A 13,361-nucleotide genomic window follows, 5' to 3' on the forward strand; every position below is an offset into this window, starting at 1 on the left:
TGCTTACTCCCCCAGCAGGCGCAAGGACACGTCGCCGGACATGACTTCCTGCAGGCCGCCATCGGTGCGCAGCAGCAGGCGGCCCAGGTGATCCACGCCGGCCGCCACGCCTTGCTGCAGCAGCTGGCCGTTGTCGAGGATTTTCACGTGCTGGCCCTGCCAGGCGTGCAGCAGGTTCCAGCGCTCCGTAAACGGCGCAAAGCCCGTGTCGTCGAATTCGGCCAGCACGCCGGCCAGGCGGCTCAAGAGCGCGGCCACCAGGGTATTGCGTTCCATCTGCGCCAGCCAGGGCACGGCCGAGACGCTGCGGCCGATCTGCCGTTCCAGCGCATCGGGCATCAGCAGATTGATGCCGCAGCCGATGACGGCCCACACGCCGCCGTCGGGCGCCTGCTGCGTTTCGACGAGGATGCCGGCCAGTTTATGGCCATCCTTGAGCAGGTCGTTCGGCCACTTCAGCTGCACCGGCACGCCCAGCGAGGACATGGTTTCGGCCAGCGCCACGCCGACGGCCAGCGGCAATCCCACCAGCTGATGCAGTGGTCCCTTGAAGTGCCAGGCCAGCGAGAACATCAGGCTGGCGTCCGCCTGCGACACCCACGGCCGTCCGGCGCGCCCCCGTCCGGCAGTTTGCTGGCCGGCGATGCGCAGGGTCGGGCCGGCCAGGGTGGCGCAGCGCGCCAGCAGATCGGCGTTGGTCGATCCCGTTTCGTCGACCACCTCTATGCATACGTGGGCGGCGCCCGTGGCGCAATGGGCGGCGATGGCCGCGCTGTTCAAGTCTGAGTGCTTCGTCATGGTGATAGGGTCAGTTGCGCGCCTTGTGCGGCGCATTCGCGAAGGCCCGGTCGTAGACGGCATTGGGCAGCGCGCGCAGCAGCTTGGCGACGACGCCCATCTGCCACGGGATCACGCGGTAGCTGTCGCCGTCGGCGATAGCACGCGCGGCGCGTGCGGCGAATTTTTCGGCCGGCATCAAAAAGGGCATGTGGTAGGCGTTGTGGCGCGTCATCGGCGTGTCGATGTAGCCGGGCGTGATGGTGACGACCTTGATGCCGGCCGGTTTCAATTCCAGGCGCAGTGATTCGCAGTAGCTGATGACGGCCGCCTTCGAGGCGCTGTAGGCTTCGGCGCCGGGCAGGCCGCGGATACCGGCCACGCTGCCGATACCCACCAGGCGTCCGCTGCCCTGGTTTTTCATGGCGGCGATGAAGGGCGCGAAGGTGGCGACGGTGGCCGTGACGTTGATGGCCATGAGGCGGGCGAAGGCGTCGAGGTCTTCCGCGTGCTCGCTCAGGGTGCCGTAGGATACGCCGGCGCTGGCGATAACGACGTCGATGCCGCCGGCATGGGCGATGAAGTCATCTGCCGCGCTTTTCAGGGCGGCGTGGTCGCAGACATCGACGGCGTAGGCGCGGTGGCGTTCAGGGTGGGGCAGGGACGCGATCAGTTGCTGCAGGGTGTCGCCGCGGCGGGCCAGCAAGCCCAAATGGGCGCCCTGGCGCGCGTACCGCAGCGCCAGGGCGGCGCCCAATCCACTCGACGCGCCCGTGATGAAAACGCGATGCATCAGGCGATGCCCGGGCGCGCCAGGGAAGTGGCCATGCTTATTTCTTTTCCGCTTTGGCTTTCGCGACCAGCACGTCCATCACGGTGAGCGCCTGGGCGTTCAACTGCTCTTCGTTCTTGGCCGACTTGCTGCCCTGATCGGCTTGCGAAGGCGACGTGATGTAGCGGCCGTCGATGGCGATCATGGGCCAGAACGTCACGTTATAGCCCTGCATCATGGCATCCGCACGGCGCACGCGGGCCGAAATGCCCATCGAACGGTAGGTGTCGATGAATTTCTGGCGGTCCACGCCCTGCTTGGCGACGAAATCGAAGACGGCATCGTCGGTGTTCAGGCGGTTGCGTTCCACATGCATGGCGTGGAAGACGCTGGTGTGCAGCTTGTCGACCAGGCCCATGGCTTGCAGGGTGAAGAACAGCCGCTGCTGCGGCGCCACGCTCTCATCGCGCGACACGTGCACGCGCTTGAAGACGATGTTGTCGCCCTGTTTCTTGACCCAGGCCGCCAGTTGCGGCTCGAGCACGTTGCAATGCGGGCAGTAATAGGCGAAGAATTCCGTCACTTCGATTTTCTTGCCCGATTCCGTCGCCTGCGGCGTGGGCAGGGTTTCGTATTCGACGCCGTTCTTCGGGTCGGCCGGCGAGGCCGATGCGCCCATGGCGGCGGTGCACAGTGCGGCGGCGATCAGGATGTTCTTCAGAAAACGCATGCTGGTTCCTTATTTTTGGTTGCGGACGACGGCAACATCGATGCCGTTTTCAGACAGTTTGGTGCGCGCGCGGTTCATCGCTTCGAGCTGGTTGAACGGCCCGATGCGCACGCGGTGCAGCACGCCGGCGTCGGTGCTGCGGTCGCTGATGGCCGCTTCGAAGCCGAGCAGCGCCAGTTTGCCGCGCGTGCTTTCGGCGTCCGACATGTCGTGGAAGGCGCCGGCCTGCAGATAATAAATCCATTTGTCGCTGGCTGCATCGGCCTTCGCCTCTTTCACGTCGGCCTTCGCTTGCGGTGCTGGCGCTGCCGCCGGTGTTTTCGGCGCCGGCTTGTCTTTCAATGTACCGATCAATTCCTGCAGCGCGTCCGGCGGCGGCGCCTTCGGCTGCTGCGCGGGAGCTGGCGCCGGTGCTGCCGGCTGCGTCGGCGTGACGATCTCGCGTGGCTCCTTGGAGAAGTCGCGCGCCGCTTCCTTGGCCGCTTCCTTGTTGCCGTACATCGGCTTGTTCGGGTCGGCGATCTGGCCGGCCGTCGGTTCGGCCGATTTGCCGGCCTTGCCCGACTTGTCGGTGAACGGCGAGGCGCCCTTGGTGATCACCAGGGCGACCACGACGGCGATGCCCAGGCCGATGACCAGGCCGATGATGATGCCGACCAGGGTATTGCCCTGCTGGCGCCGGGACGAAGAGAAGCGGGAAACATGATTCATTGACTGTTTGACCTTCGCGATTACATTTTGTTTGGCGCGGACACGCCGATCAGTGCCAGGCCGTTGCGCAGTACCTGGCGCGCGGCGATGACGAGAGCCAGGCGGGCCATCTTGACGGCTTCGTCCTCGACCAGCACTTTTTCGGCGAAGTAGAAGCTGTGCAGGTTGGCGGCCAGGTCGCGCAGGTAGAAGGCGACTTGATGCGGTCCCAGTTCCGCTTGCGCGCGCGCCAGCATTTCCGGATAGGCGGCCAGGGTCGCCAGCAGGGTCGCTTCGGTCGGCGCCGTCAGTGGGGAAAGGTCGACGTTGGCGACCGCGCTTTCATCGCCGCCCCAGTTTTCCAGGATGCGGCAGATGCGCGCATGCGCGTACTGCACGTAATAGACGGGGTTTTCATCGGTGGTTTTCAGCGCCACGTCGACGTCGAAGACGAATTCCGTGTCGGCCTTGCGCGAGATCAGGAAGAAGCGCACGGCGTCGCGGCCCTTGGCGATGTCGCCGCCGCCCGACCATTCGATCAGGTCGCGCACGGTCACGTAGGAGCCGGCGCGCTTCGAAATCTTGACTTCTTCGCCGTCTTTCATGACGGTGACCATCTTGTGCAGCACGTAGTCGGGGTAGCCTTGCGGGATGCCCATGTCGACGGCCTGCAGGCCGGCGCGTACGCGGGCGATGGTGCCGTGGTGGTCGCTGCCCTGGATATTGATGGCCTGCACGAAGCCGCGCTGCCATTTCACCAGGTGGTACGCGACGTCCGGCACGAAATACGTGTAGGTGCCGTCCGTCTTGCGCATCACGCGGTCTTTGTCGTCGCCGAAGTCGGTGGTGCGCAGCCACAGCGCGCCATCCTGCTCGTAGGTGTGGCCGGCCTTGATCAAGGTTTCCACGGCGTTATTGACCTTGCCGTCCGCGTACAGCGACGATTCCAGGTAGTAATTGTCGAACTTCACGCCGAACGCCTGCAAGTCGATGTCCTGTTCGTTGCGCAGGTAGGTGACGGCAAACGGGCGGATCGAGTCGATGTCTTCCACGTTGCCATTGGCCGTGGCAGGCTGGCCATCGCTGGCCGAGACGGTCTTGCCGGCCTTGAAGTCGTTGGCGATGTCGGCGATGTAGTCGCCGTTGTAGGCGGACTCGGGCCATTCGGCGTCGCCGGGCTTTAAGCCGCGCGCGCGTGCCTGCACGGAGTTGGCCAGGGTCTGGATCTGCACGCCCGCGTCGTTATAGTAGAACTCGCGCGTCACTTTGTAGCCTTGCGCGTCGAACAGCGAGGACAGGGCGTCGCCCAGGGCCGCCTGGCGACCGTGGCCCACGTGCAGCGGACCGGTCGGGTTGGCCGAGACGAATTCCAGGATGACTTGCTTGCCGGCGCCTGCCGTGCTGCGGCCATAGCTGTCGGCTTCGCCCAGGATGGTTTTCACGACGGCCTGCTTGGCGGCGTTTGACACGCGCACGTTGATGAAGCCGGGACCGGCGATTTCCACTGCCTCGACCAGGCCCTTGCCGGCCGGGTTGGCCAGCACGGCCGTCACGATGGTTTGCGCCAGTTCGCGGGGATTCTGTTTCAGCTGCTTGGCCAGTTGCATGGCGATATTGCAGGCGACGTCGCCATGCGATGCATCGCGTGGTCGCTCGAGCACCACGGTAGGCTCGAGCGTAGTGCCGGCCAGGACGGGAGCGAGGGCGGCCTGGAACAGGGCGATGATTTCTTGTTTCTGTTGGGCGAGCATGAGCAGGATGGCGGTGGAACCGCGTTAAGAATGAATAGAATGAATCAAAAAGCAAAACGGACGGCAAGTACACAAGCCGCCCAGACTGCGTTAATTATACTGGTTTGCTGCCGGGAACAATACGCCAGCCGGCAGTGTTCCCGTGCTGGCGCGTTTCACGATATTATCAGGACAGCATGCCCATGTTGGTGCGCGAAAACATCAGCATGGTGCATTCTGCTTGTATATATGCAGTTTTTTGCCGCAATTTACAGGTATCGCTGCAATCGCTTGGGCCAGAGGGCGCCACAAACGCTACAATCGACCCTTTATTGATGACGCGCGGCCGCGACTTTGCCTCCATGCAGCCCGCCGCGCGCAGCCACACCGGATAACTATGAACAAGCGCCCCACGCTGAAATTGAAAACCAAGCCGGCGCCAGGCCAGGCTCCTGCCGTACCGAAATTGCGTCCCAGCTACCATCCCGACCTGAAACCGGTCTTGCAGCCAGGCTTCCAGCCCGATTTGCGCGCCGACTCGCTGGCGTTTTGCCTGCTGGGCGCGGCCAATGCCGTAGCGCAAGTGCGCACGGGCACGGCCCTGCCGCAGGCGCTGGCCAAGGTGTTTACGCAATCGAACGCCAGCCCGCAGGCGCGCGGCGCCATCCAGGATATTTCCTACCGTACCATGCGCCAGCTGGGGCGCAGCGAAACCCTGGTCGGCCTGATGACGTCGAAGGCGCCCGAGCCGCCGATGCTGGCCGCCTTGCTGTGCTGCGCGCTGTCCTTGATGTCGGCCGAGCCGGGCGAGCAGCCGTATGAGGAATTCACGGTGGTCGACCAGGCCGTCACCGTCGCCACGTCGCACCCTGACCTGGCGCATGCCAAGGGCATGGTCAACGCTGTCTTGCGCCGTTTCTTGCGCGAGCGAAAATCCTTGCTGGAAGCGGCCCTGCAGCAACCGTTGGCGCAATGGAATTATCCGCAGTGGTGGATTGACTCGCTGCGCCTGGCCTATCCGCGCGACTGGCAAGCCATTTTGACGGCCGGCAATGCCGTGCCGCCATTGACCTTGCGCGTGAATCGCCGCAAGAGCACGGTGGAAGCGTATCTGGCCGTGCTGCAGGAAGCGGGCATCGCCGCGCGCCAGGTGGGACCGTTCGCCGTGCGCCTGGACAAACCGATCGGCGTGGCCCTGATCCCCGGCTTCGAGCAGGGCGTCGTTTCCGTGCAGGATGCCGGCGCGCAACTGGCCGCACCGCTGCTGGACTTGCATGACGGCATGCGCGTGCTCGATGCCTGCGCGGCGCCGGGCGGCAAGACCTGCCACATCCTGGAACTGGCCGACGTGCACGTGACCGCCATCGACGCGGACGCCAAGCGCCTGCCGCGCATCGCGGAAAACCTCGAGCGCCTGGGCCTGGACGCCACCCTGAAGGCGCAGGATGCGCAATCGAGCGCGTGGTGGGACGGCCAGCAGTACGACCGCATCCTGGCCGACGTGCCGTGCACGGCCTCGGGCATCGTGCGCCGCCATCCCGATATCCGCTGGTTGCGCCGCAAGGGTGACGCGTTCCAACTTGCAACACTTTCATCCAAAATTCTGGACAACCTGTGGCAGATGCTGCGCCCCGATGGTAAATTGCTGTTCGTGACATGTTCATTGTGGCCGCAGGAGTCCGAGGCACAGGCGGCGGCATTTGCGGTGCGCAATAATGCGACCCGATTGACAGCGCCTGGCCAGCTGTTGCCGACCGGCAGCGCGGAGCAGGACCACGACGGTTTGTTCTATGCGCTATTCCAAAAAAATGCGGCTTGAGCGATTCGTCGAACCTTATTCTACGGACTACACCGGCACACTTGTGACAACACGACTCTTCCGACTCCTGGCCCTGCTGCTGATGCTGGCATGTACCATGCCACGCGCGCATGCCGCCGATATGGTCGAGATCACCCGTGCCTACATCGAGTCTAGCGAAGAGGGCTACAAGCTGGCCGCCACATATTCCTTCGAGCTCAATCATGACCTCGATGATGCCGTGCAGCATGGCGTGCCGCTGTTTTTCACGACGGAAATCGAACTGACCCGGCCCCGCTGGTACTGGTTCGATGAAAAGGCCATCGTGGCGCGCCAGACCAGCCGGCTGTCGTACAACGTGCTCACGCGCCAGTACCACGTGTCGGGCGGCGGCTTGCAGCAAAGCTTTGCCACGCTCGACGATGCGCTGTTCCTGATCCGCCGTCCCAGCCGCTGGCTGGTGGCGCGGCGCGGCGAACTGAAAGTGGGGCAGACGTATAACGTCACCTTGCGCATGGGCATGGACCGCGACTACCTGCCCAAGCCGATACAGGTCAATGCCTTCAATAACAGCGACTGGCGCCTGGCTTCGAATAAAAAAACCTTTTTGTATACGGCGGAGTAGTGAGTCAAGCATTGCGCTATCTGCTGGTGGTGGGCGGCGGCATTGTCAGTATCCTGCTGTTCCTGCTGGCGTCGGCTTCCGATAATTCCGGCTTTTTCGACCGTTACTACACCTGGCTGCTGGGCCTGAACGCGGCCGTGGCCGTCTCCCTGCTGGCGCTGGTGGGTATTTCCCTGGCCCGCCTGTACGCGCGCTACAAGAGCGGCAAGTTCGGCTCCAAGCTGATGACGCGCCTGGTGATGCTGTTCGCCGCCGTCGGCATCCTGCCGGGCCTCGTGATTTTCCTTGTCTCCGTGCAATTCGTCTCCCACTCCATCGAATCCTGGTTCAACGTCAAGATCGAAGCGGCGCTGGAATCGGGGATTGAGCTGGGCCGTGCCGGCCTCGATGCGGCCCTGGTCGAGCTCGATCACCGGGGCCACAAGGCGGTCGAAGAAATGGGTGCCGACCCGGTGGCCGGCCCGGCCGTGCTGACCAGCCTGTTGCGCGAGGAGGGCATGCAAAACGCCATGCTCGTCAGCGGCGACGGCGTGCTGCTGGCCAGCGCGGGGCCGCACAGCGCGGCCGACTTGCCGACGCCGGCCATGCTGGTGCAGGCGGCCTCGCCGGCCGGCTATGCCTCGGCCGAAGGGGGCTTGGAATTGCACGACGATGGCACGGAGTCGGGCGGCGGCGGTTTCCGCTCGGGCCTGCCGGCGTCGCTGGAAACGGCGGCCAGCCTGCGCCTGCGCGTGCTGGTGGCCGTGCCGGGGCCGTCCGTGTCGCCCCGCTACCTGCAACTGCTGCAGGCGGTGCCGCCCAAGCTGGCGACGAATGGCGAAGTGCTGCGCGCCGCCTACAGCGAATACAAGGAACGTTTCGTCGCGCGCGTGGGTCTGCGCAAGATGTACATGGAAATCCTCACTTTGACCTTGCTGCTGGCCATCTTTGGCGCCATCGGCAGCGCTTTCCTGATCGCGGGCAACCTGGCCCAGCCCCTGCTGCTGCTGGCCGAAGGCACGCGCGCCGTGGCCGAAGGCGACCTGTCGCCGCGCCCCATCGTCGCCACCAAGGATGAACTGGGTACCCTGACGCAGTCGTTCAACATCATGACGCGCCAGTTGCTCGATGCGCGCACGGCCGTTGAAAGCAACCGCGCCGCGCTGCAAAACGCCAAGGCCCACCTGGAATCGGTGCTGGCGAACATGTCGGCCGGCGTGATGGTGCTCGACGGCGACTTCAAGCTGGTGACCTGCAATGAATCGGTCGAGCGCATCCTCCAGCATTCGGGCACGAGCATGGTGGGCCAGCCGCTGGCGCATATTGCTGGAATGGAAGAATTTGGCGGCGCCATCATCAGCGCCTTCACGGCGCAAAGCGCGCAATCGGCGTCGGGCCGCAACCAGCAGCGCCTGCACTGGCAGCGGCAGATCGAGATTCCGCGCCGCCTGGGCAGCAGTGCCGACGAGCATGACATCACCCTGCTGGCGCGCGGTTCGCGCCTGCCGCTGGAGTCCGGCAGCGGCTACATCGTCGTGTTCGATGATATTTCCGACGTCATTTCCGCACAGCGCTCGATCGCCTGGGGCGAGGTGGCACGCCGCCTCGCGCATGAAATCAAGAATCCGCTCACGCCGATCCAGCTGTCGGCCGAGCGCCTGCAGATGAAACTCGAAGGCAAGCTGGAGCAACCCGATGCGGACCTGCTCAGCCGCGCCACCACCACCATCGTCAAGCAGGTCGATGCGATGAAGCGCATGGTCGACGACTTCCGCGACTATGCGCGCACGCCGCCGGCCGTGCTCACGCCGCTGCGCTTGAACGAGCTGATCGAAGAGATACTGAACCTGTACCTGCGCGGCGACGATGGCGACATCATCCACCCGCTGCTGGCGCCGAATCTGCCGATGGTGATGGGCGATCCGACCCAGTTGCGTCAGGTGATTCACAACCTGCTGCAGAACGCGCAGGACGCCATGGCCGACCTGCCGCCGGACTCGCCGCATCCGCGGATTGACGTGAGGACGGAAGCAATTCATTATCGCAGTGCGGACGGCGGCGTGAATATCGCCGTGCGGCTGGCCATCACGGACAATGGTCCTGGTTTTGCACCCAAAATCCTGGCGCGCGCGTTCGAGCCGTATGTGACCTCGAAGGCCCGCGGCACGGGATTGGGCCTGGCGATGGTAAAGAAAATTATCGATGAACACGGCGGACGCATCGATATCGAGAACCGGGTCGACGGCAATGGCGCTTCGGTGGTCATTTTGCTGTTAAAGTTAGCTCCCGACGCTCCTGCCCAGGAATTCCTGGCGTGAGGGTCTGGTTTAGTATTTAAAACACTAATAAAATCATAGTTGTCCGCCGCGTGCATCTTGTGCGCGACGGCCGGCGAAATGAGGAAGGCAAGACACGAATGGCAAACATACTCGTAGTGGATGATGAAATGGGTATCCGTGAGTTGCTCTCGGAAATTTTGGGCGACGAAGGACATGCTATCCAGCTGGCCGAAAATGCGCAGCAGGCGCGCGAAGCGCGTGCCGCCGGTGCGCCGGATCTGGTATTGCTGGATATCTGGATGCCCGACACCGATGGCGTCACCTTGCTCAAGGAGTGGCAGCGCGATGGCTTGCTGACCATGCCGGTGATCATGATGTCGGGCCACGCCACCATCGATACGGCGGTCGAGGCGACGCGCATCGGCGCCATGAACTTCCTGGAAAAACCGATTGCCCTGCAAAAACTGCTGAAGGCGGTCCAGCAAGGCTTGACGCGGGCCCAGGAAACCGTGCGCGCGCCGAGCGTGGCGCCGCGTCCCGTGGCGCCCGTGGTGGCCGAGGAAAGCAGCCATCCCGTGCCCAGCTTTGGCGGCAGCGCGCCGCAACAGCTGATGGTGCGCCCAGGCATCGCCGTACCGGCGGTGGCCGAAGGCCATGGCTACAACCTGTCGTTCGACTTGCCGCTGCGCGAGGCGCGCGACGCGTTCGAGCGCATGTATTTCGAACACCACCTGGGCCGCGAAGGCGGCAGCATGACCCGCGTGGCGGAAAAAACGGGCCTGGAACGCACCCATTTGTACCGCAAGCTGAAACAGCTGGGCGTCGAACCGGGCAAGCTGGCCAAGAAAGGCCTGTGACGTCAGCCGTACGGCGTCCGACGCCGCTGACCCTGGTCAGCGGTGGTCGCGCCGCCGAGCGCGAGGCGGCCATCGCGCAAGCCTTGCAGCCTGGCCACGCGACCGCCGTGATCCTCGAGGGTCTCGCCGATGGCAACGCCATCCTGGCCGACCTGGCCGAAGAAATCTCCCCTTCCTCATCGTTTCCATTGCAACTGTTGCGCATCGCGCCCGGTTGCCTGTGCTGCAGCGGCAATCTCGTATTGCGTGTAACATTAAATCGTCTGCTGCGCCATCCACCCGCGCGCCTGTTCATCAGCCTGGCCGACGCCTCGCATATCGAACAGCTGCGCACCTGGCTGACCGCCAGTCCCTACGATGTCCTGCTGGCGCTGGAAGCAGACTTGATTGTTTCTTCAACGTAGCTTCCTGATCGTCTTACCGCAGTTGCAGTTTGCATCTCGTTACAACTCTGTAGCCCGCAGGGTGGCATTGCCGCTTGAAATGGCGGCGTGGGAACCCCACCTCTGTCCTGAAACCGCAAGAGTTTCTCTTGCTTGAGCGAAGGATGCAAAATGAACCTGATCTATAACAGCGAACAATATAGCGTCGTGGAATTCGGCGTCGATGGCGACCTGGAAGCCCTGCGCTTTGGCGGCTATGAAATCGTCGACAAGGGGGGCAAGCGGGAAACGTTTATCGCCGGTATCCTTGCGCAAAACTTCCGCCGCGACGTCACGGAATTGATCGCCAGCGAACCGAGCATGGAAGAGATCGATGAATTCTTGGGCAGCTACGATTCCCTCATGAGCCAGCCCGTCCTGTTGCACTGATGTGATGGCCATCGCCGCCATACCAATCCGCCAGACGGCGTGGTATGGTGGCCGTGTTATCCAGCTGCAAACAGACCATGTGCCAACTTCTCGGAATGAATTGCAATGTCCCCACGGACATTGTCTTTAGTTTTACCGGCTTCGCCATGCGCGGCGGCCATACCGATACCCACCATGATGGCTGGGGCATCGCCTTTTTCGAGGGCGCCGGCGTGCGCCATTTTGTCGACCATCAGGCGGCCATCGCCTCGCCCGTGGCCGAACTGATCAAACGCTACCCGATCAAGTCGCGCAATGTCATCGCGCATATCCGCAAGGCCACGCAAGGCCAGGTGGCGCTGGAAAACTGCCACCCCTTCGTGCGCGAACTGTGGGGCCGCTACTGGGTCTTTGCCCACAATGGCGATTTGAAGGATTTCAACCCCGTGCTGACGGGCAGTTACCGTCCCGTCGGCTGCACCGACAGCGAACGGGCTTTCTGCTACCTGCTGCAGGAATTGCACGCGCGCTTTGGCGACGCCCCGCCGGCTTTGCCGCAGCTGCATGCGGCGCTGGCGGACTTGTTGCCCAGCATCGCGGCCCACGGCACGTTCAACATGATGCTGTCGAGCGGCGAGGCGCTGTTTGCCCATTGCTCGACCAGCTTGCACTATCTGGTGCGACAACATCCGTTTCCAACTGCTAAACTCTCCGATGAAGACCTGAGCGTGGACTTTTCCCAGGTGACGACGCCCCAGGACAGAGTGGCCGTGATCGTTACCCAGCCGCTGACGACGAATGAACAATGGACGGCGTTTGTGCCCGGCGAATTGAAATTATTTGTCGACGGGATGGTGCAAGACACGCCAGTGGCCTAATTTGTTGACGACAATACGCTGGATTGCTGCCAAAATACCCACAGCGCGGGCGGAATTCAGCTAAAGTATTGTCAATAGTGAACCTTGATGCGGGCGCGGCGCGGCCGGTGTCACTCGACGTGATTGATGAAGAGTTAATGATCGATATTTCCAGCAACGACATCACCCCGAAACCCTTGCGCGTGCGCGAGTTCTATCTGGGTCGACAACCTATCCTCGACCGCAACCAGGCCCTGTTCGGCTATGAGTTGCTATTCCGCAACGCTCCGGTCGGCCCCGCCAACATTACCAGCGACCTGTCCGCCACGGCGTCCGTCATCGCCCACGCTTCCCAACTGGGCATGGAAAAGGTCATCGGCGACGCGCTCGGTTTCGTCAACGTCGATGCCGACGTGATCATGAGCGACATCTTCGTCTTCCTGCCGCGTGAAAAAGTCGTGCTGGAAATCGTCGAATCGATGCCCGTCACGCCGGAAGTGCGCGCGCGCATCAGCGAACTGGTGGGCCATGGCTTCACCTTCGCGCTGGAAAACGTCGTCTCCGATACGGCGCAAGTGCAGGAACTGTTGCCGCTGGTGCAGTACGTCAAGATGGACATGAGCACGGTCGACCCGAAAGTGCTGGCGGCGCTGGCGCCCCGTTTCAAGCGGGAAAACAAGAAACTGGTGGCGGAAAAGGTCGAGACGCGCGAAGAATTCAAGTCGGGCCTGGACCTGGGCTTCGATTACTTCCAAGGTTATTACTTTGCCAAGCCCGCCATCATGACGGGCAAGAAGTTGTCGCCGTCGCAACTGGCCGTCATGGAACTGATGACCCTGGTGACGTCGGACGCCGACAATATGGATATCGAGCGCGCCATCAAGCGCGACGTGTCGCTGGCCCTGAACCTGCTGCGCCTGGTCAATACGCCGGCCGTGGGCGCGCGCCAGCGCATCGATTCGCTGAGCCAGGCCGTCACCGTACTGGGCCGCCGCCAATTGCAGCGCTGGCTGCAAATCATGCTGTACGCGGAGCCAAGCAAGCGCGGCCATAGCATGACGCCGCTGCTGATGCTGGCCACCACGCGCGGCCGTTTGCTCGAATTGCTCGCGCATAAACTGCGCCCCAACCACGCCCACTCGGCCGATATCGCCTTTACGGTCGGCATCATGTCACTGATGGATACCCTGTTCGGCGTGCCGATGTCGGAAATCCTCAGCCAGATCGAAGTGATCGACGAAGTGGCTGAAGCGCTGCTGTCGCGCGAGGGATTCTACGGCGACCTGCTGCGCCTGGCTGAATGCATCGAGCGCATCGAAGACATGGAAGGCGAGATCGTGCCAACCCTGCGCGACCTGGCCATGTCGCCGGACGACCTGGTGGAGCTGGAAATGGCCGCCTACGAATGGAGCGACAACGTCGTCCGCTACGCACTGTAGGTCGGATTAGGCCCAAAGGGCCGTAATCCGACAACAT

At 63.1% G+C, this 13,361-nt stretch carries 13 protein-coding genes; 8 read left to right on the top strand and 5 right to left on the bottom strand.

Annotated elements, in window-relative coordinates:
• Nucleotides 1–3: 3 nt before the first annotated feature.
• Genes OPV09_RS05025 through argS form a run of 5 tightly spaced genes read right to left on the bottom strand, consistent with a single transcriptional unit; the run spans nt 4 to nt 4,720 of the window.
• Nucleotides 4–798, bottom strand: coding sequence for a biotin--[acetyl-CoA-carboxylase] ligase (locus OPV09_RS05025; RefSeq protein WP_338680747.1), 795 nt, complete (start codon nt 796–798; stop codon nt 4–6).
• 10 nt (nt 799–808) lie between these two features.
• On the bottom strand, nt 809–1,570 hold the full coding sequence (locus OPV09_RS05030) for an SDR family oxidoreductase (protein WP_338680748.1): 762 nt from the start codon (nt 1,568–1,570) through the stop codon (nt 809–811).
• Between the two features lie 37 nt (nt 1,571–1,607).
• Nucleotides 1,608–2,279, bottom strand: coding sequence for a thiol:disulfide interchange protein DsbA/DsbL (locus OPV09_RS05035; protein ID WP_034749335.1), 672 nt, complete (start codon nt 2,277–2,279; stop codon nt 1,608–1,610).
• A 9-nt stretch (nt 2,280–2,288) separates the two neighbouring features.
• The gene (locus tag OPV09_RS05040; RefSeq protein ID WP_338680749.1) at nt 2,289–2,990 is read right to left on the bottom strand and encodes an SPOR domain-containing protein; all 702 of its coding nucleotides are present in this window, start codon (nt 2,988–2,990) and stop codon (nt 2,289–2,291) included.
• Between the two features lie 20 nt (nt 2,991–3,010).
• Nucleotides 3,011–4,720 (bottom strand): arginine--tRNA ligase, encoded by a 1,710-nt coding sequence (gene argS / locus OPV09_RS05045; RefSeq protein WP_338680750.1) that lies wholly within the window; start codon nt 4,718–4,720, stop codon nt 3,011–3,013.
• Between the two features lie 376 nt (nt 4,721–5,096).
• Between argS and rsmB the strand changes: the two genes are divergently transcribed.
• The 8 genes from rsmB to OPV09_RS05085 all read left to right on the top strand — a co-directional run bounded on the left by rsmB (nt 5,097) and on the right by OPV09_RS05085 (nt 13,324).
• Nucleotides 5,097–6,518, top strand: coding sequence for a 16S rRNA (cytosine(967)-C(5))-methyltransferase RsmB (gene rsmB, locus OPV09_RS05050; protein ID WP_072456686.1), 1,422 nt, complete (start codon nt 5,097–5,099; stop codon nt 6,516–6,518).
• 97 nt (nt 6,519–6,615) lie between these two features.
• Entirely contained in the window at nt 6,616–7,122 is a 507-nt protein-coding gene (locus OPV09_RS05055) for a DUF4390 domain-containing protein (protein WP_235194189.1), read from the top strand.
• Nucleotides 7,122–9,419 carry a sensor histidine kinase gene (locus OPV09_RS05060; RefSeq protein ID WP_070301613.1) on the top strand — a complete coding sequence of 766 codons (2,298 nt, stop codon included), beginning with the start codon at nt 7,122–7,124 and terminating at the stop codon, nt 9,417–9,419. Before OPV09_RS05055 ends, OPV09_RS05060 begins: the two co-directional genes overlap by 1 nt.
• Before the next feature lie 98 nt (nt 9,420–9,517).
• Complete coding sequence (locus OPV09_RS05065; RefSeq protein ID WP_034749318.1) at nt 9,518–10,237, top strand: response regulator; 720 nt, start codon at nt 9,518–9,520, stop codon at nt 10,235–10,237.
• Entirely contained in the window at nt 10,234–10,641 is a 408-nt protein-coding gene (locus OPV09_RS05070; protein WP_034749315.1) for a GTPase, read from the top strand. The genes OPV09_RS05065 and OPV09_RS05070 overlap by 4 nt, the downstream gene beginning before the upstream one ends.
• A gap of 150 nt (nt 10,642–10,791) precedes the next feature.
• Entirely contained in the window at nt 10,792–11,049 is a 258-nt protein-coding gene (locus tag OPV09_RS05075; RefSeq protein WP_034749313.1) for a BTH_I0359 family protein, read from the top strand.
• 77 nt (nt 11,050–11,126) lie between these two features.
• The gene (locus OPV09_RS05080) at nt 11,127–11,906 is read left to right on the top strand and encodes a class II glutamine amidotransferase (RefSeq protein ID WP_080698502.1); all 780 of its coding nucleotides are present in this window, start codon (nt 11,127–11,129) and stop codon (nt 11,904–11,906) included.
• 137 nt (nt 11,907–12,043) lie between these two features.
• The gene (locus tag OPV09_RS05085) at nt 12,044–13,324 is read left to right on the top strand and encodes an EAL and HDOD domain-containing protein (protein ID WP_034749309.1); all 1,281 of its coding nucleotides are present in this window, start codon (nt 12,044–12,046) and stop codon (nt 13,322–13,324) included.
• Nucleotides 13,325–13,361 lie beyond the last annotated feature (37 nt).

It is taken from the genome of Janthinobacterium sp. TB1-E2 (genome assembly GCF_036885605.1).
GTDB lineage: Bacteria > Pseudomonadota > Gammaproteobacteria > Burkholderiales > Burkholderiaceae_D > Janthinobacterium > Janthinobacterium aestuarii.

What these genes read in the sequence shown, in the direction of transcription:
- OPV09_RS05055 (WP_235194189.1), top strand. Translation starts at nt 6,616, where the DNA reads ATGCCACGCGCGCATGCCGCCGATATGGTCGAGATCACCCGTGCCTAC.
- OPV09_RS05075 (WP_034749313.1), top strand. Translation starts at nt 10,792, where the DNA reads ATGAACCTGATCTATAACAGCGAACAATATAGCGTCGTGGAATTCGGC.
- OPV09_RS05035 (WP_034749335.1), bottom strand. Translation starts at nt 2,279, where the DNA reads ATGCGTTTTCTGAAGAACATCCTGATCGCCGCCGCACTGTGCACCGCC.
- OPV09_RS05080 (WP_080698502.1), top strand. Translation starts at nt 11,127, where the DNA reads ATGTGCCAACTTCTCGGAATGAATTGCAATGTCCCCACGGACATTGTC.
- argS (WP_338680750.1), bottom strand. Translation starts at nt 4,720, where the DNA reads ATGCTCGCCCAACAGAAACAAGAAATCATCGCCCTGTTCCAGGCCGCC.
- OPV09_RS05065 (WP_034749318.1), top strand. Translation starts at nt 9,518, where the DNA reads ATGGCAAACATACTCGTAGTGGATGATGAAATGGGTATCCGTGAGTTG.
- OPV09_RS05025 (WP_338680747.1), bottom strand. Translation starts at nt 798, where the DNA reads ATGACGAAGCACTCAGACTTGAACAGCGCGGCCATCGCCGCCCATTGC.
- rsmB (WP_072456686.1), top strand. Translation starts at nt 5,097, where the DNA reads ATGAACAAGCGCCCCACGCTGAAATTGAAAACCAAGCCGGCGCCAGGC.
- OPV09_RS05030 (WP_338680748.1), bottom strand. Translation starts at nt 1,570, where the DNA reads ATGCATCGCGTTTTCATCACGGGCGCGTCGAGTGGATTGGGCGCCGCC.
- OPV09_RS05085 (WP_034749309.1), top strand. Translation starts at nt 12,044, where the DNA reads ATGATCGATATTTCCAGCAACGACATCACCCCGAAACCCTTGCGCGTG.
- OPV09_RS05040 (WP_338680749.1), bottom strand. Translation starts at nt 2,990, where the DNA reads ATGAATCATGTTTCCCGCTTCTCTTCGTCCCGGCGCCAGCAGGGCAAT.